This window comes from Streptomyces sp. NPDC025793 (genome assembly GCF_055558375.1).
Map to the genome: position 1 here is coordinate 721,906 of NZ_JBVHMR010000001.1, position 16,065 is coordinate 737,970.

General features: G+C 73.5%; 18 protein-coding genes and 1 riboswitch. Of the genes, 11 read left to right on the forward strand and 7 right to left on the reverse strand.

The window, feature by feature from the left end:
* Positions 1-94: 94 nt before the first annotated feature.
* Positions 95-233: riboswitch (cobalamin riboswitch) on the reverse strand.
* Between the two features lie 131 nt (positions 234-364).
* The 3 genes from ACZ4MF_RS03430 to ACZ4MF_RS03440 form a co-directional block, all read right to left on the reverse strand.
* Positions 365-592, reverse strand: coding sequence for a hypothetical protein (locus tag ACZ4MF_RS03430; RefSeq protein ID WP_467489340.1), 228 nt, complete (start codon positions 590-592; stop codon positions 365-367).
* 34 nt (positions 593-626) lie between these two features.
* A complete protein-coding gene (locus tag ACZ4MF_RS03435) occupies positions 627-1,898 on the reverse strand; it encodes an inorganic phosphate transporter (protein ID WP_467489342.1) in 1,272 nt (423 codons plus the stop codon).
* 156 nt (positions 1,899-2,054) lie between these two features.
* Complete coding sequence (locus ACZ4MF_RS03440) at positions 2,055-2,798, reverse strand: lysozyme (RefSeq protein ID WP_467489344.1); 744 nt, start codon at positions 2,796-2,798, stop codon at positions 2,055-2,057.
* A 268-nt stretch (positions 2,799-3,066) separates the two neighbouring features.
* On the opposite strand from ACZ4MF_RS03440, the gene ACZ4MF_RS03445 reads away from it, so the two are divergent.
* From ACZ4MF_RS03445 to ACZ4MF_RS03455, 3 genes are all read left to right on the forward strand, one after another.
* Positions 3,067-3,729 carry a class II aldolase/adducin family protein gene (locus ACZ4MF_RS03445; protein ID WP_467489346.1) on the forward strand — a complete coding sequence of 221 codons (663 nt, stop codon included), beginning with the start codon at positions 3,067-3,069 and terminating at the stop codon, positions 3,727-3,729.
* Positions 3,730-3,864: 135 nt separating this feature from the next.
* Positions 3,865-4,992, forward strand: a complete 1,128-nt coding sequence (locus ACZ4MF_RS03450; RefSeq protein WP_467489348.1) for an alpha/beta hydrolase — start codon at positions 3,865-3,867, stop codon at positions 4,990-4,992.
* Positions 4,993-5,173: 181 nt separating this feature from the next.
* The gene (locus tag ACZ4MF_RS03455) at positions 5,174-6,595 is read left to right on the forward strand and encodes a hypothetical protein (protein ID WP_467489350.1); all 1,422 of its coding nucleotides are present in this window, start codon (positions 5,174-5,176) and stop codon (positions 6,593-6,595) included.
* 32 nt (positions 6,596-6,627) lie between these two features.
* Here ACZ4MF_RS03455 and ACZ4MF_RS03460 read toward each other — a convergent pair whose 3' ends face one another.
* Entirely contained in the window at positions 6,628-7,041 is a 414-nt protein-coding gene (locus ACZ4MF_RS03460) for a VOC family protein (protein WP_467489352.1), read from the reverse strand.
* Between the two features lie 217 nt (positions 7,042-7,258).
* On the opposite strand from ACZ4MF_RS03460, the gene ACZ4MF_RS03465 reads away from it, so the two are divergent.
* The 3 genes from ACZ4MF_RS03465 (at position 7,259) to ACZ4MF_RS03475 (ending at position 10,340) form a co-directional block, all read left to right on the forward strand.
* Complete coding sequence (locus ACZ4MF_RS03465; protein WP_467489354.1) at positions 7,259-8,857, forward strand: ABC-F family ATP-binding cassette domain-containing protein; 1,599 nt, start codon at positions 7,259-7,261, stop codon at positions 8,855-8,857.
* Positions 8,858-9,180: 323 nt separating this feature from the next.
* Positions 9,181-9,402 (forward strand): helix-turn-helix domain-containing protein, encoded by a 222-nt coding sequence (locus ACZ4MF_RS03470; RefSeq protein WP_004002281.1) that lies wholly within the window; start codon positions 9,181-9,183, stop codon positions 9,400-9,402.
* 134 nt (positions 9,403-9,536) lie between these two features.
* Positions 9,537-10,340 (forward strand): enoyl-CoA hydratase/isomerase family protein, encoded by an 804-nt coding sequence (locus tag ACZ4MF_RS03475; protein WP_467489356.1) that lies wholly within the window; start codon positions 9,537-9,539, stop codon positions 10,338-10,340.
* 45 nt (positions 10,341-10,385) lie between these two features.
* On the opposite strand, the gene ACZ4MF_RS03480 is transcribed toward ACZ4MF_RS03475, so the two are convergent.
* The gene (locus ACZ4MF_RS03480) at positions 10,386-11,102 is read right to left on the reverse strand and encodes a nucleopolyhedrovirus P10 family protein (protein ID WP_467489358.1); all 717 of its coding nucleotides are present in this window, start codon (positions 11,100-11,102) and stop codon (positions 10,386-10,388) included.
* Positions 11,103-11,189: 87 nt separating this feature from the next.
* On the opposite strand from ACZ4MF_RS03480, the gene ACZ4MF_RS03485 reads away from it, so the two are divergent.
* From ACZ4MF_RS03485 to amaP, 5 genes are read left to right on the forward strand one after another with little or no spacing between them, the layout of a single operon-like run.
* Complete coding sequence (locus tag ACZ4MF_RS03485) at positions 11,190-11,672, forward strand: Asp23/Gls24 family envelope stress response protein (RefSeq protein ID WP_467489360.1); 483 nt, start codon at positions 11,190-11,192, stop codon at positions 11,670-11,672.
* Between the two features lie 50 nt (positions 11,673-11,722).
* Positions 11,723-11,917: a hypothetical protein gene (locus ACZ4MF_RS03490; protein ID WP_467489362.1), complete on the forward strand. Its 195-nt coding sequence runs from the start codon at positions 11,723-11,725 to the stop codon at positions 11,915-11,917.
* A gap of 6 nt (positions 11,918-11,923) precedes the next feature.
* Positions 11,924-12,295 carry an Asp23/Gls24 family envelope stress response protein gene (locus tag ACZ4MF_RS03495; RefSeq protein ID WP_467489364.1) on the forward strand — a complete coding sequence of 124 codons (372 nt, stop codon included), beginning with the start codon at positions 11,924-11,926 and terminating at the stop codon, positions 12,293-12,295.
* Positions 12,295-12,894, forward strand: a complete 600-nt coding sequence (locus tag ACZ4MF_RS03500) for a DUF6286 domain-containing protein (RefSeq protein ID WP_467489366.1) — start codon at positions 12,295-12,297, stop codon at positions 12,892-12,894. Before ACZ4MF_RS03495 ends, ACZ4MF_RS03500 begins: the two co-directional genes overlap by 1 nt.
* Before the next feature lie 5 nt (positions 12,895-12,899).
* Entirely contained in the window at positions 12,900-13,481 is a 582-nt protein-coding gene (amaP, locus tag ACZ4MF_RS03505) for an alkaline shock response membrane anchor protein AmaP (RefSeq protein ID WP_467489368.1), read from the forward strand.
* 6 nt (positions 13,482-13,487) lie between these two features.
* Here amaP and ACZ4MF_RS03510 read toward each other — a convergent pair whose 3' ends face one another.
* Complete coding sequence (locus ACZ4MF_RS03510) at positions 13,488-14,243, reverse strand: SDR family oxidoreductase (protein WP_467489370.1); 756 nt, start codon at positions 14,241-14,243, stop codon at positions 13,488-13,490.
* Positions 14,244-14,248: 5 nt separating this feature from the next.
* Positions 14,249-16,033 (reverse strand): glycoside hydrolase family 15 protein, encoded by a 1,785-nt coding sequence (locus ACZ4MF_RS03515; RefSeq protein ID WP_467489372.1) that lies wholly within the window; start codon positions 16,031-16,033, stop codon positions 14,249-14,251.
* Positions 16,034-16,065 lie beyond the last annotated feature (32 nt).

A 16,065-nucleotide genomic window follows, 5' to 3' on the forward strand; every position in this document is an offset into this window, starting at 1 on the left:
GCCGGCCGCGGGTGCGGGAGCGGGCCTGGTGCGGGTCCTTCGGCAGCCGGGCATGGCGATCGGTGTCCTCACTCAGGGTGTCCGCGCCCTGGTTCGACGAGATTCGGCGGTGAGAGTTCCTGGCTCCCGGGGGTTCTTCCCCGGTGACAGTGGCGGGACCGCGCCGGATTCGCACCGGCTTCCTCTCCTGCCGCCGTACATGGCCCGGGCAGTCCACCACGGGCCCGGAACGGCCGTCAACTTGCTGTTGACCTGCACGGGGGGAGTGTGCCGATCCCCACATCGCGGGGCGCGCGTGACCGCCCGGCACGGCGAAGGCTCCCCCGCGTCCAGGACGCGGGGGAGCCTTCGCCGTGCCGTTGTGTCAGCTCTTGGAGACGATCAGGAAGATGCCGTACGCCACCGCCGCCGCGCAGGTCGCGAAGCAGACGTAGGCGCCGGTGACGGCGAGGGCGGCGGAGTCGCCCTGGGCCACGGCCCGCTCGCGCCGGGTCAGGCCCCTGATGCCGAGGGTGAACAGGACCACGAGGCCCACCGTGAACACGAGGCTGACGCCGAAGACGGAGCCGATGGCCGACCAGTCGATCTTCATGGGGATGCTTCCTTGGTAACCGAGGGGGCCGGGGTCAGACGGTGGCGGCCGGGGGAGCGGCCTGGGCGGCGGGGGTCGCGGTCTCGGTGGCGGCCGGGGCGGGGATCGTGGCCGTCAGGTCCTCGCCGATCGTCCCCGAGGGGGGCGGGGCCACCGCTGCGATGGCGGTGGTCACCACACCGGCCGGTTCCTCGGTCTCCTCGACGACGTTGGTGTGGTCGATGACCTCGCGGCGGGAGATCTTCCAGATCGCGGCGCTGGACGCGACCAGGAAGACGGCGACCGCGGCGGTGCCCCAGTCGCCGAGGTCCGTGACGGACTCGGCGCCCGCGCCGACCAGCGCGGCGGCCGGGAGCGTGAGGATCCAGGCGACCAGCATGCGGGTCGCGGTGGACCAGCGGACCACGCCGCCCTTGCGGCCGACGCCGGTGCCCATCACCGCGCCGGAGACGACGTGCGTGGTGGACAGGGAGAAGCCCAGGTGGGAGGAGGCCAGGATGGCGGTCGCGGCGCTGGTCTGGGCGGCGAAGCCCTGGCGCGGCTCCAGGTCGGTCAGGCCCGTGCCCATGGTGCGGATGATGCGCCAGCCGCCGATGTAGGTGCCGAGCGCGATGGCCAGGCCGGCGGAGAGGATCACCCAGGTGGGAGGGTTCGAGCCCGGGGCGATGGCGCCGCCCGCGATCAGCGCGAGGGTGATGATGCCCATCGTCTTCTGGGCGTCGTTGGTGCCGTGGGCCAGGGAGACCAGACCGGCGGAGGCGATCTGGCCGACGCGGTAGCCCTTGCGGGAGGCCTCGCTCTCGGCCTTGCCCTCCGTCTTGCCATCGGCGCCGTACGACAGGCGGGTGGCCAGCATGGCCGCGACACCCGCGACGATCGGCGCGGCGACCGCCGGGAGCAGCACCTTGGTCACCAGTACGTCGCCGTGCACGGCACCGAAGCCGGCCGAGGCGACCGTGGCGCCGATCAGACCGCCCATCAGGGCGTGCGAGGAACTGGACGGGAGGCCCACCAGCCAGGTCACCAGGTTCCAGAGGATCGCGCCGACGAGGGCGGCGAAGATGACCTCGGGCCGGATGCCCTTCTCGTCGACGAGCCCCTTGGAGATCGTGTTCGCGACCTCCACGGACAGGAAGGCGCCGCCCAGGTTCAGGGCGGCGGACATGGCAACTGCGATCTTGGGCTTCAGGGCGCCTGTCGAGATGGTGGTGGCCATCGCGTTGGCGGTGTCGTGGAAACCGTTCGTGAAATCAAACGCGAGTGCGGTTACCACCACAATCGCGAGGATCAGCGAGAAGCTTTCCATTTACCCAGGCAATCGTTCGAGGTCATTGGCTGGATGAACGTAGATAACCTGGGTGAACGGAAGGTGAACTGAGGCAGGCGTGGCGGTGTCCGGAGTGGGCCGATGGGATTCCGTTCGTCTCCGCCCGTCGCCCGCGCCCCAGGCGCCCCATGGCGGTCAGCCGCGCGCGAAGGTCCGCAGCCGCCCGACCGAGCCGTTGAAGAGATCCTGGTCACCCGGCAGGGCGCCGTCGGTGGCGTGCTGCCAGAACGTCCAGTACTGCCAGCCGCCCGGCAGCGCCCCCGGTCCGGAGGTGCCGTTTCCGGCGATCCACAGCGGGTTGCTGGAGGAGAACGCACCGCTGTTGCCGGTGCACAGCCTCCACCACTGGGTCGTGGTGTAGATCACCGGACGGCGCCCGGTCTCGTTCCTCACCTCGTCGCTGAAGGACCGGATCCAGCGGACCATCTGCTTCTTCGTCAGCCCGTAGCACTTGCGCTTCTTGCTGTACGGGTTGTACTCGACGTCGAGCGCGGGCGGCAGGGTCCAGCCGTCCGCCCGCCAGTCGCCGCCGTGCCGCACGAAGTACCGGGCCTGCGCCGTGCCGGAGGAACTGTCCGGCAGCGCGAAGTGGTACGCGCCCCGCACCAGGCCCGCCGCGCGGGCGCCGCCGTACTGCTCGTCGAAGTAGGGGTTGCGGTAGCTCGTCGCCTCGGTCGCCTTGACGTAGACGAACCGCGCGCCGTCGTCCCGGGCCGCCTTCCAGTCGACGTGCTTCTGGTGCGAGGAGACGTCGTGCCCCCGAGGCGCGTCCGAGGCCGCGGCCGGGGGGCCGGCCGCGGACACCGCGAGGGCGAGTGCCGCCGTGATCGCGGCGAGGGCACCGGCGCGGCGACGGAGAAGAGTGCGTACACGGGCCATGTGTCTCCCCGGGTCGGCGGACGGCGTGGCGTCCGGCGAGCAAGAGGGATCATTCAAGGCCTGACGAGCGTCAAATTTGGGCCATTTCCGAGCGATTTGATATGAACTCCGCCCATTCGGGGGTAAGTGATTCCGGCCGCGGGCGCCTTCCGGGCGACCCCCGGTGCCTCCTTCGCGCGCCCCTCACGTGCCTCTCGCGGGTCGCTCGCGGGTCCCCGTGCGCTCCGGAATCGCCACGTCCGGGCCGTGCGGCTGGCAGGATCACGGCATGGCTGAGCAGCGGTGGGACGCGGAACTGGAACGTACGTGGACGGAGCTGGTCGCGACGGCGCGGCGAACCGTAACCGACGGGCTCGTGGTCGGCACCTCGGGCAACGTCTCGGCACGCGTCGGGGACCGCGTGCTGGTGACCCCGTCGGGCGTCCCCTACGACCGGCTCACCCCGGACGACCTCACCTGCGTCGACCTCACCGGCCGCCAGGTGCTCGGCACCCTGGTGCCGACCAGCGAGCTGCCCCTGCATCTCGCCGTCTACCGCACGACCGACGCCCGCGCGATCGTCCACACCCACGCCGTGCACGCCACCGCGGTCTCCACGCTCGTCCCCGAACTCCCGCTCGTCCACTACATGGCCGGCGCCCTCGGCGGCCCCGTCCGGGTCGCCCCCTACGCCACCTACGGCACCGACGAACTGGCCGGGAACATGCTCCGCGCCCTCACCGACCGCTCCGGCTGCCTCCTCCAGAACCACGGCACGATCACCTACGGCACCACCCTCGACCAGGCCTACGACCGCACCGCCCAACTGGAGTGGATGTGCCGCCTGTGGCTGACGGCGTCCAGCGTGCCGGGCCTGAGCCCGTCCCTGCTGACCGGGGCCCAACTGGCCGCGGCGAGCGAGAAGTTGCGCGGGTACGGGCAGCGGAAGTGAGCACGGGGCGTGCCGCCCCCGGCCCCGTCCGCCTGGTTCCGCCCGGTCTTCCGCAGCCGCCTTTCGGCACCGCGCACCTCGATCCGCCCCGCCGCTCCACTGGCCGGTGGCCGTGACCCCTACGACACTGGACAGGTGCGCCCCGTCCGAGCGACCGCCACGGCGGTCACCGCGGTCCTGGCGGCCGGCGCGGCGTCCGTCGCCGCCGGCCGGTACGCCAGCGACGCCGCGCTGAAGGCGCCCGCGGGCCGGCCGCTGCCCACCGAACCCCGCCTGACCGTGCACGGCACGGCCGCCGGCCGGATCGCGCTGACCCGCGCCCTCGCCTCCCTGCGTCCCGGCACCTACGGCCTCGCCGGCGACGGCTCCCACGCGGTCGTCGGCCCCGTCCTGGCGGGGGCGGAGCACAGCGCCGACACCGTCGTACGCCGCCTGGAGCGCGTCACGCACGGCACCCTCGCCTCCGGCGACGCGGTGTGGCTCACCCCGAACCTCTACGTCGGCAACCCGGGCGACGCCCTCGGCCTCGACCACGCCGACATCGACGTGCCCGGCGAACTCGGCAACCTCCCCGCCTGGTTCGTGCCCGCGGCCCGGGACACCTGGGTGATCGCCGTGCACGGCCTCGGCACCACCCGGGAACAGGCCCTGAACCTCATGGGCCCCCTGCACTCCCGCCGCGTGCCCGTCCTCGCCCTCGCCTACCGCGGCGACCTCGGCGCCCCGCGCCCGCCGGACGGCCTGAACCACCTCGGCGAGACCGAGTGGCGCGACGTGGACGCGGCGATCCGCTACGCCGTCCGCTACGGCGCCCGCCGCGTCGTGCTGCTCGGCTGGTCCACCGGCGCCACCATGGCCCTGCGCGCCGCCGAGCACTCCCCGGTGCGCGAGCGCATCGCCGGGCTGGTCCTCGACTCGCCGGTGCTGAGCTGGGAGGCCACGCTGCGCGCCCTCGCCCGGGCCCGGCACACCCCGCCGCCCCTGCTGCCGCTCGCCGTGCGCGCCGCCCAGGGCCGCACCGGCCTGTACGCCGACCGGGCCGCTGGGCCCACCGACCCCGACCTGCTCACCGTGCCGACCCTGATCTTCCACGGCCCCGACGACCAGGTGGCCCCCTGGGAGCATTCCCGCCGCCTCGCCGCCCGCCGCCCCGATCTCGTCGCCCTGCACACCGTGGCCCGGGCCCCGCACGCGGCGATGTGGAACGCCGGCCCACGGGAGTACCAGGAACGGCTGCGCCGGTTCATGACCCCGCTGGTGTGACCGGGGTCCCGGCTGTCCGGCATGCACCGAAAGCCCCGGTGCAGGGCATTCCGTTTAAGGCCGTACGACTGGCCTGATCCACCCTCCTCGCCCCGCGCCGGACCCCGTGCGTTGGCCAGCCCCGTCGCCCGCCGTGACATTCCGTTTGGGTTTTCGGACCGTCAACCGGAAGACTGCACCCGTGACGTCCCGTATCCCGCGCGACTCCAGGCTTCGACTCGTCCGACCGCGACCCCTGGCCGCCGCCCCCAGAGCCGTGAACCAGCGGCACCCGCAGCGCCCCGCACCCCGGCCGCCGGAGGGCACCCCCGCCCCGGCCGAACTGGCCAGAATGGCGCGCACCGGCCTCGCGGGCGCGGTCCGCGTCGCCCGCTGGGCCGACACCGCTCTCGGCTCCGGCAGCCCCGGCGCCACCGCCGACGGCAAGGCCACCCTCTCCGATCCGACGGCCGAACGCGCCGCCGCCGACCTCGGCCTGAACGCCGCTCAGGTCCGCGCCGACTGGGACACCGCCCGCCTCGCCGGACTCGTCGAGGTGCACGGCGACAGCGCGCGGCCCGGCTGGCGGCTGCGCGCCTGGGACCGCGACGACAGCGCCGTGCTGCGCGGCTGGGTCGCCCTCTTCGACGCCTGGTCGCTGGCCTCCCCGGAGCCGGAGGAGCACGAGCCGGCCGCCGTCGCCGAGGTCGTCTCGGCCATGCCCCAGGTGCTCTCCTTCCTCCAGCTGTCCGCCGGGCCCGTCCCGCGCGCGCAGCTGCTCGACCTGCTCCAGCAGCGGGTCACGGAACTGCGCACCGAGCGCTGCGAGATCTCCTACGAGCCCGGCACCGAGCGGCCCGCGGGAACCGACGCCGAGCCCGCGGACCCCGCGCCCGCCGCCGACACCCCGCTTGCCCCGCTCCTCGACTGGGCCCTGCGGGCCCTCGGCGCCGTCGGCGCCCTGACCTACGGCGACGACCAGGCCACCCTCACCCCGCTGGGCAGCTGGGCGGTGTGGGTCAAGCTGGAGCAGATCTGCGTGGCCGCGCAGAGCCCCGCCGGTAACATCGAGCAGTCCGCCGAGGACATGCTGCGCGGCTGCGCCCAGCTCCGGCCGAACGCGGCCCGCGCCGAGTACCGGGCCTGGCTCGCCGCCCGGCCCGTCGGCGGCGCCGTCACCGAGCTGATCGACGCCGCGCGCGGCGAGGACGCCCTGCTGCGCGGCCTGGCCTTCGAGGCGCTGCGCGTCGTCGGCGGCCCCGCCGAGCCCGACGTGCACGCGGTCGTGGACGAGCCGGCCCTGCGGCCGTACGCCCTGCTGTGGCTCGCCGAGCACGACGGGGCCGACCCGGAGGACGCCCACGAGGTCCTCACCCGCGAGGAGGCGACCTGGCTGTGGGTCGACACCGCCGCCGCCGTCGCCGACCACGGGGAGGCGCCGATGCTGGTCCGGCATCTGGAATCCGCGGTGCAGCCCACCGTCCCCCAGCTGCTCGACGAGGTCCGCGCCGTCGGTCACCCGCGCACCGTGCAGGTCCTCGTCGCGCTCGCCGCCGCCCACCCCGACCCGGCCCTGGCCAAGGCCGTGCGCCGGGCCGCGTTCCAGGTGCACACCGGCGGCTGAGCGGCACGGCGGCTCCGGCCGCCTCCGGCGGCTCAGACGCCGATCTCGGGGGCGTACGTCCCGAAGCTCCAGATGTTGCCCTCAAGGTCCCGGGCCAGGTAGTCCCGCGCGCCGTAGTCCTGGTCCGTCGGGGGCACGAGGATCTCCACGCCGTGCTCCAGGGCCCGCTCGTGGTGGGCGTCCACGTCGTCCACGACGACATACACCCCGGCGGGCCCGGCGTCCTTCATCGCCGCGTCGAAACGGCCGCCCCGGCCCTTGGAGCCGATCATCACCGCGCCGTGGCCCTGGACGAGCTCGGCGTGCATCACCGTGCCGCCCTCCGTCTCGTACACCGACAGCTCCGTGAAGCCCAGGGCCTCCGTCAGCTGTCTGATCGCCGCCTTCGCGTCCGCGTACAGCAGCGAGGGGTAGATGCTCGGCCGTCCACCGCCCATGCCCGCCATGCCGATCACTCCTTCGTACGCCCTCGTACGCCGGTTCCGTGGTGTCCCGCCCAGTCTCGCAGCCACCACTGACAGCGCTGCCCGAACGCACGGACGTAGAAAAACCGCTTGCACCGTCCCGTTAGACTTGTCCTATGGCCATTCTCCTCGCGCATTAGACGGCGCGAACGCCCTCAGCCGTCCGCCCGCCCCTTCCTGTACGCCCTGGAGTCTGTCCGTGATCTCCGCCTCCGGTATCGAGCTGCGCGCCGGTGCGCGCGTCCTCATCGAGAACGCCACCTTCCGTGTCGCCAAGGGCGACCGCATCGGCCTCGTCGGCCGCAACGGCGCCGGCAAGACCACCCTGACCAAGTGCCTCGCCGGTGAGGGCATCCCGGCCGGGGGCCAGATCGCCCGCTCCGGCGAGGTCGGCTACCTCCCGCAGGACCCCCGCACCGGAGACCTCGACGTCCTCGCCCGGGACCGGATCCTGTCCGCGCGCGGGCTCGACGTGCTGATCCGCAAGATGCGCGAGAACGAGCAGCGCATCGCCAACGGCCAGGGCGCCACCCGCGAGAAGGCACTCAAGCAGTACGAGCGTCAGGAGACCGAGTTCCTCACCAAGGGCGGGTACGCCGCCGAGGCCGAGGCCGCCACCATCGCCGCCGCGCTCAACCTGCCCGACCGCGTCCTCGGCCAGCCCCTGCACACGCTCTCCGGCGGTCAGCGCCGCCGTATCGAGCTGGCCCGGATCCTGTTCTCCGACGCGGACACCCTGCTCCTCGACGAGCCGACCAACCACCTCGACGCGGACTCGATCATCTGGCTGCGCGACTACCTGAAGACCTACCGCGGCGGCTTCATCGTGATCAGCCACGACGTCGACCTGGTCGAGACGGTCGTCAACAAGGTGTTCTACCTGGACGCCAACCGCGCCCAGATCGACATCTACAACATGGGCTGGAAGCTGTACCAGCAGCAGCGCGAGGCCGACGAGAAGCGCCGCAAGCGCGAGCGCGCCAACGCCGAGAAGAAGGCCGCCGCGCTCAACGCGCAGGCCGACAAGATGCGCGCCAAGGCCACCAAGACGGTCGCCGCGCAGAACATGGCCCGCCGCGCCGACAAGCTGCTCTCCGGCCTGGAGGCGGTCCGCCAGTCCGACAAGGTCGCCAAGCTGCGCTTCCCGGAGCCCGCGCCCTGTGGCAAGACCCCGCTGATGGCCGAGGGCCTGTCGAAGTCGTACGGCTCGCTGGAGATCTTCACCGACGTCGACCTCGCCATCGACAAGGGCTCCCGGGTCGTCATCCTCGGCCTCAACGGCGCCGGCAAGACGACCCTGCTGCGCCTGCTCGGCGGGGTGGAGACGCCCGACACCGGCGAGGTCGTCCCCGGCCACGGCCTCAAGCTGGGCTACTACGCGCAGGAGCACGAGACCCTGGACCCCGAGCGCACCGTCCTGGAGAACATGCGCTCCTCCGCCCCCGACATGGACCTGGTCGAGGTCCGCAAGGTGCTCGGCTCGTTCCTGTTCTCCGGCGACGACGTCGACAAGCCCGCCGGTGTCCTGTCCGGCGGCGAGAAGACCCGGCTCGCGCTGGCGACCCTGGTGGTCTCCTCGGCGAACGTGCTCCTGCTCGACGAGCCGACCAACAACCTCGACCCCGCGAGCCGTGAGGAGATCCTCGGCGCGCTGCGCACCTACAAGGGCGCGGTCGTCCTCGTCACGCACGACGAGGGCGCCGTCGAGGCGCTGCAGCCGGAGCGGATCATCCTGCTCCCGGACGGCGTCGAGGACCTGTGGGGCTCCGACTACGCGGACCTCGTCGCCCTCGCGTGATCCACCGCGGATGGATCATTCGGCTCATCGGTGATCCATCATCTGTGTGAGATCTCCTCGTATCGGGGTGTGTCGTACACGGATTTTCCGGCCGATCCCTTCATCGCCAAGGGGTCGGCCGTTTCGCGTCGCTGACCTGGTACTTCGTGAATCCACCCGTTCGGTCGCACGGGTGCCGCCTCCTGGAACATCGAATTCCGCTTGTGGGGATCCACTCCTGTCGTCACAACGATGTCCCACCGACCTTGCCGAATGGGTGGCCATAGCGACCAGGAGGGGTGATCATGAGGAGACCAGAGCGCACTTCCCATGAGGAGGCACGGGTGGCCGAGACTCTGAAGAAGGGCAGCCGGGTGACCGGCGCCGCGCGCGACAAGCTCGCGGCAGACCTGAAGAAGAAGTACGACTCCGGTGCGAGCATCCGGGCGCTGGCCGAGGAGACCGGCCGCTCGTATGGCTTCGTACACCGGATGCTCAGCGAGTCGGGCGTCACGCTTCGTGGGCGTGGCGGAGCGACCCGGGGCAAGAAGGCCGCATCGTCCTGACTTCGGGCGGCCATCGGCTTCGATGGTGGCCACCCGGTCGGCGGTCTGACCGGCCGGGTGGTTACTGTGCAGTCACTTAAGCGTGTCCAGCACGGCTGGCATGCCTGACCGACCGCACCCATCGGAGGCGCTCCATGGCTTCGCCCGACCAGGACCTCGCTCCTGTACTCGACAAGGACGGCGTACGACTCACCGTCGACGACGCGCTCGCCACGGTGACGCTGACCAACCCGGCCAGGCGCAACGCGCAGAGCCCCGCCCTGTGGCGGGCGCTCACCGAGGTCGGCCGGCTGCTGCCGGGCTCCGTCCGTGTCGTCGTGCTGCGCGGCGAGGGCGTGTCCTTCTCCGCCGGGCTGGACCGACAGATGTTCACCCCGGAGGGGATCCCGGGCGAGCCGACCTTCATCGATCTCGCGCGTCGTGACGACGCCGGGCTCGACGCGAGCATCGCCGAGTTCCAGGAGGCGTTCACCTGGTGGCGGCGCAACGACCTCGTGTCCATCGCCGCCGTCCAGGGGCATGCCATCGGGGCCGGCTTCCAACTCGCGCTCGCGTGCGACCTGCGCGTCGTCGCGGACGACGTGCAGTTCGCCATGCGCGAGACCAGCCTCGGCCTCGTACCCGACCTGACCGGCACGCACCCGCTGGTCGGTCTCGTCGGGTACGCCCGCGCGCTGGAGATCTGCGCCACCGGACGGTTCGTCGGCGCCGAGGAGTCGGTGGCGTCCGGGCTGGCCAACCTCGCGGTGCCCGCCGACCAACTGGACGCGGCCGCACGGGATTTGGCCGCGGCGCTGCTGGCCGCACCGCGGGACGCGGTCGTCGAGACCAAGGCGTTGCTGCGCGGTGCCGCAGACCGTACCTACGACGAGCAGCGGGCCGCCGAGCGGGCTGCTCAGGCACGCCGACTCCGGGACCTGGCCGGCCTCGGCGAATAGCAGGCCAAGGGCGCCCGGGCCGAGGACGGCGGTCGCGTGCGCCGGTCAGCCGACCGCCGTGATCGACACCGTCACCGTCGGCCTGTCCTCCAGCGCCTGCCGTACGGCCGTGCGGACCCGCCGGGCCACGTCGACGGCCCGGTGATCCGCGCCGGTCGCCACCTCCACGCGCGCGTGGAGGCGGGGCAGGGCCGTCGTACCGGTCGCGCGCTCCTCCAGGCGGATCCCGCGCCCGAGGGAGGCGGTCAGCCCCGTCACTCCCGGGACCGACAGCACGGCCGCGGCCGCTCGGGCCTCGTCCGGGTCCGTGGGCTCCGCGGCCGCCGTCGGCCGGGGCGGACGCACCTCCCGGGGCGGCTGCGCCACCTCCAGCAGATCGGTCACCCGCAGGTCCACCTCCCGCACCAGCAGGCCGAGTCCGTCCGTCGCGGCCGTGGCCAGGGCCTGCCGCAGCCGGGACGCCACCACCGGCAGCGGCTCGGCGGCCGTCGCCGCGAAGTCCGCCGTCACCCGCAGCGGGCCCGGTGGCAACGCGCCCGGCGGGGGCGGTACGACGGGGTCGTGCGCCTCCTGCGGATCGGCGAGCCCGATGCGCAGCGCGCCCAGCCGCACCCCGGGCACCCCGTCCGCCGCCGCACGCTCCAGCACGGCCGCGGCCGCCCCCTCCGCGATCCACGCGCCGTCGCGCACCCCGCCGAGCGGGAGCAGCCTGCCCAGCCCCACAAGCTGCCGCGCGGTCTGTGTCCACCGGTCCGCCGTCATTCCACCAGCCTGCCGTATCCCCGGTGTGCGGGCGGGGAACCATGCGTACGGTGGTCCGGAGACGACGACCGAAAGGGACGTACGGCGATGACCGACATGACGACGACCCCCGAGGGCGATCACGAGGGCGAACAGTGGGAGCGGCTGTCGGCCCGCAAGGCCACCCGGCGCGGCGGCGGCGACCCGGCCGGTCGCGGCCGGACGACCATCGCCGACGGCGTCGTGGAGAAGATCGCCGGGCTCGCGGCCCGGGACGTGGTCGGCGTGCACACCATGGGCAGCGGCCTGGCCCGCACCTTCGGCGCCGTGCGCGACCGGGTGCCGGGCGGCTCCAGGTCGGTGACGCGCGGCGTCAAGGCCGAGGTCGGCGAGGTGCAGACCGCGCTCGACCTGGAGATCGTCGTGGACTACGGTGTCTCGATCGCCGACGTCGCCCGGGCCGTGCGCGAGAACGTGATCGCCGCCGTGGAGCGCATGACGGGACTTGAGGTCGTCGAGGTCAACATCGCCGTCAGCGACGTCAACCTGCCCGAGGAAGAGGACGAGGAGCCCGAGCCCCGGATCCAGTGATCCGACCGCACGGCCCCGGACCCGCACGCTGACGAGCTGAGGAGCGCTGCATGAGCATGGCCCTGGTCGGCATGATCGCCGGAATGGCGCTGGGATTCGCCGGGTACTTCGGCGGGTTCGGGGCCTTTTTGCTGGTGGCGGCCTTGGGTTCGATCGGGTTCGTCGCCGGCCGGTTCGCGGAGGGCGACCTGGAGCTGGGCGACTTCTTCCGCACCCGCGACGACCGGCGCGACCGGCGGCGGTGACGGGCGGTGAGCGCCGAGACCGGCGTGGTGCGCCCGCGCCCGGCCCTCGCACCGCCGGGTGAGCGTGGCGCCCTGCGGATCGCCGACCGGGTCGTGGCGAAGATCACCGCGCAGGCCGCCCGCGAGGCACTGCCACCCCCGCCCGCCGACGCCGCCGCCCCGCACGCCACCGTCGTCTGCCACGACGACACGGCCCGCATCCAGGTGCACCTCGAACTCGCCTACCCCTGCGACGTCGGCGCCCACAGCGCGGCCGTGCGTCGCCATGTCGCCCAGCGGGTAAGCGCGTTGGTGGAGAGGAAGGTGACCGAGGTCGCCGTCCGGATCGAGCGGCTGCATCCGGCACCGGCACCCGGCGCGGTCCACGGGAGGGCGTGATGAGCGAGCCACCGACGAGCACCCCGGCCCTCGACAAACCCCCGCCCGCACCCCGGGGCAGCCGGCGCTTCTGGGCGCCGCGCCGCGTCCCGGCCGCCGTCGTCGCCGTCCTGCTCGTGGCCGGCGCCGGCCTGCTGCTCTACGACGTCGCCGCCGTCCGCGCCCACCGCCCGGCGATGCGCTGGCGCCGCGCCCTGGCCCGGCAACTGGCCGAACGGCACCTGGACGACACCTGGGTGCTGGTGGGCGCGGGCGTCGCCGCCGCCCTCGGCCTGTGGCTGATCGTCCTCGCGGTCACGCCCGGCCGGCGCGGCCTGCTGCCGATGCGGCGTCCGCACCCCGACGTCCGCGCCGCGCTCCGGCGCGAGGCCGCGGCGCTGCTGCTGCGCGACCGGGCCCTGGACGTGTCCGGGGTCCGCTCGGTACGGGTGCGGATGCGCCGGAGCAAGGCCGACGTCCGCGCCGTCTCGCACTTCCGCGACCTGGACGACGTCCGCGCCGACCTCTCCCTCACGCTCGGCGAGGCGATCAGGGGCCTCGGCCTGGACCGGCCGCCCACACTGACGCTGCGGGTGACACGGCCCGGACGGAAGGGGTGACGGCGATGCGCGCGGGCCGCCTCAACCGTGTCGTGCTGGGCCTCGTCGGCCTGCTCCTGCTCGTGCTCGGCGGCTCGGTGCTGGCCGTCGGCCTGGGCGCGCCGGTGCCCTCCTGGTGGCCGTACACCGGCCCGCACGACGTCCTGCTGAGCCGGGCCGGGCGCATCCGCTGGCGGCACACCGACTGGTGGTGGCCGGCCGTCCTCGCCGGCCTGGCCGTCCTGGTGCTGCTCGCCCTGTGGTGGCTGACCACGGTCCTGCGCCGCCGCCGGCCGGCCGAGATCGTCGTCGACACCGGCGACGGCGCGCACGCGCTCCTGCGGGGCAGGGCCCTGGAGGCGGCGCTCGCCCAGGAGGCCGTCCGGCAGGACGGCGTGGCCCACGCCGAGGCCGTCCTGCGCGGCCGCCGTACGGCACCCACGGCGCGGATCTGGCTCCAACTGGAGCCGCACACGGACCCGTCGGCGGCCCTGGCCGCCTTCACGGCCGGGGCACTGGCGCACGCCCGCGACTCGGCCCGGCTGGCGTCCCTCCCGGCGGAGGTACGCCTGCGGGTGGTCAAACACCCTGCCGAGAGGGTCACGTGACGACGGTCAGAACCCGTGCCGCATACCGCCGTCCACCGGGAGCATGATCCCCGTCAGGTAGGAGGCCGCCGGCGACAGCAGGAACGCCGCGGCCTTCCCGAACTCCTCCGGCGTCCCGTACCGCCGCAGCGGGATCCGGGACTCGTTGGCGGCCCGGGTGGCCTCGGGGTCGGCGGACAGCCCGTCCAGTTCGCGCACGCGGTCCGTGTCGATGCGCGACGGCAGCAGACCGAGCACCCGGATCCCGCGCGGTCCGAGCTCGTCCGCGAGGGACTTGGCGAACCCGGCGAGACCGGGCCGCAGCCCGTTGGAGATGGTCAGCGCGGGGATCGGCTCGTACACCGACGCGGACAGCACGAAGCCGATGACCCCGCCGGGCTCCAGCTCGGCCGCCGCCGCGCGCGCGAGCCGCACCGCGCCGAGGAACACCGACTCGAACGCGCCGCGCCACTGCTCGTCGGTGTTGTCCGCGACGAACCCGGGCGGCGGACCGCCCACGCTCACCAGCACGCCGTGGAAGCCCCCGAAGTGCTCACGGGCGGCCGCGATCAGCCGCTCGGGAGCCCGCTCGTCGGAGTTGTCCACGGCCATGCCCAGCGCGTTCGGGCCCAGTTCGGCGGCGGCGTCGGCGACCCGCTTCTCGTCCCGGCCGCTGATCACGACCTTCGCGCCGTCGGCGACGAGTTCCCGCGCGGCGGCGTTGCCCAGCCCGCGCGTCGCCCCGGTGACGATGTACACCCGGTCCTTCAGTCCAAGATCCATGCGCTCTATCCTGCCTGTTCGTCGCCGAACAGCGTGAGGGCGGTGTTCACCAGGGCGATGTGGCTGAAGGCCTGCGGGAAGTTGCCCACCTGGCCGCCCAGCGCCGGGTCGTACTCCTCCGCCAGCAGCCCCACGTCGTTGACCAACGCGACCAGCCGCTCGAAGAGTTCCCGGGCCTCGTCCGTCCGGCCCGTCATGTGCAGGGCGTCCGCGAGCCAGAACGAGCAGGCGAGGAAGGCGCCTTCGCCGCCCGGCATGCCGTCGACGCCGACGGCGTCCGTGTCGTAGCGGCGCACGAAGCCGCCGTGGCCGAGGTCCGCTCGGATCGCGTCGACCGTGCCGATCACGCGCGGATCGTCGGGCGGCAGGAAGCCGACCCGGGGGATCAGCAGCAGGGCGGCGTCCAGTTCGCGCGAGCCGTAGTACTGGGTGAAGGTCCCGCGCCGGGAGTCGTAGCCCTGCTCGCACACCTCCCGGTGGACCTCGTCGCGCATCGCCCGCCAGCCGTCCGCGTCGCCCGTCAGCTCCGGGTGCTCCTCCAGAGTCCGTACGGCGCGGTCGGCGGCCACCCACACCAGCACTTTCGAGTGCACGAACTGGCGCCGCCCGCCGCGCACCTCCCACAGGCCCTCGTCGGGCTGGCGCCACGCCGACTGGAGGAACGTCATCAGCGCCCGCTGGAGCGCCCACATGTGCGGCTTGGAGGACAGCCCCGTGGTGCGGGCCAGGTACAGCGAGTCCATGACCTCGCCGTACACGTCCAGCTGGAGCTGGTCGACGGCGCCGTTGCCGACGCGCACGGGCGCGGACTCGGCGAAGCCGGGCAGCCAGGCCAGCTCCCACTCCGGCAGCCGGCGCTCGCCGGCCAGGCCGTACATGATCTGGAGGTCCGCCGGGTCGCCCGCGACCGCGCGCAGCAGCCAGTCGCGCCAGGCCTCGGCCTCCTTGTGGTAGCCGGCGGTGAGCAGGGCGCCGAGGGTGAGGGTGGAGTCGCGCAGCCAGCAGTAGCGGTAGTCCCAGTTGCGCACCCCGCCCAGTTCCTCGGGCAGCGAGGTGGTGGCCGCGGCGACGATCCCGCCCGTCGGGGCGTAGGTGAGCGCTTTGAGCGTGATCAGGGACCGGACGACCGCGTCCCGGTACGGCCCGCCGTAGCGGCAGCGGGCGGCCCAGCGCCGCCAGTCGCTGACGCTGGCGCTCAGCGCCTTGCAGGGGTCGACGAGCGGGGGACGCGGCTCGTGCGAGGGGTGCCAGGTCAGCACGAACGCGACCCGCTGGCCCTCGGCGACGGTGAACTCGGAGTGGGTGCCGAGGTCTTCGCCCCACATCTCCACGGCGGGCTCGGTGCGCAGCCACACCGAGTCCGGTCCGGCGACGGCGACCCGGTGGCCGTCGGCGCGGCGCATCCACGGCACGATCGATCCGTAGTCGAAGCGCAGCCGGAGGGTGCTGCGGACGGTGACGTGCCCGCTGACGCCCTCCACGATCCGTACGACGTCGGGGGCGCGGTCGCGCTGCGGCATCAGGTCGGTGATCCGCACGGTGCCGTCGGCGGTCTCCCACTCGGTGTCGAGGACGAGGGTGTCGGGCCGGTAGGCGCGCCGGGTGCAGACCCCGGCCCCCTTGGGCGCGAGCCGCCAGTACCCGTGGTCCTCGTCGCCCAGCAGCTTCGCGAAGCAGGCCCCGGAGTCGAAGCGGGGCAGGCACAGCCAGTCGATCGAGCCGTCCCTGCCGACCAGGGCCGCGGTCTGCTCGTCACCGATGAGGGCGTAGTCCTCGATGCGCGCGTTCACGGGATGCGGGTTCCCGGCGGGCCCGGGGGCCA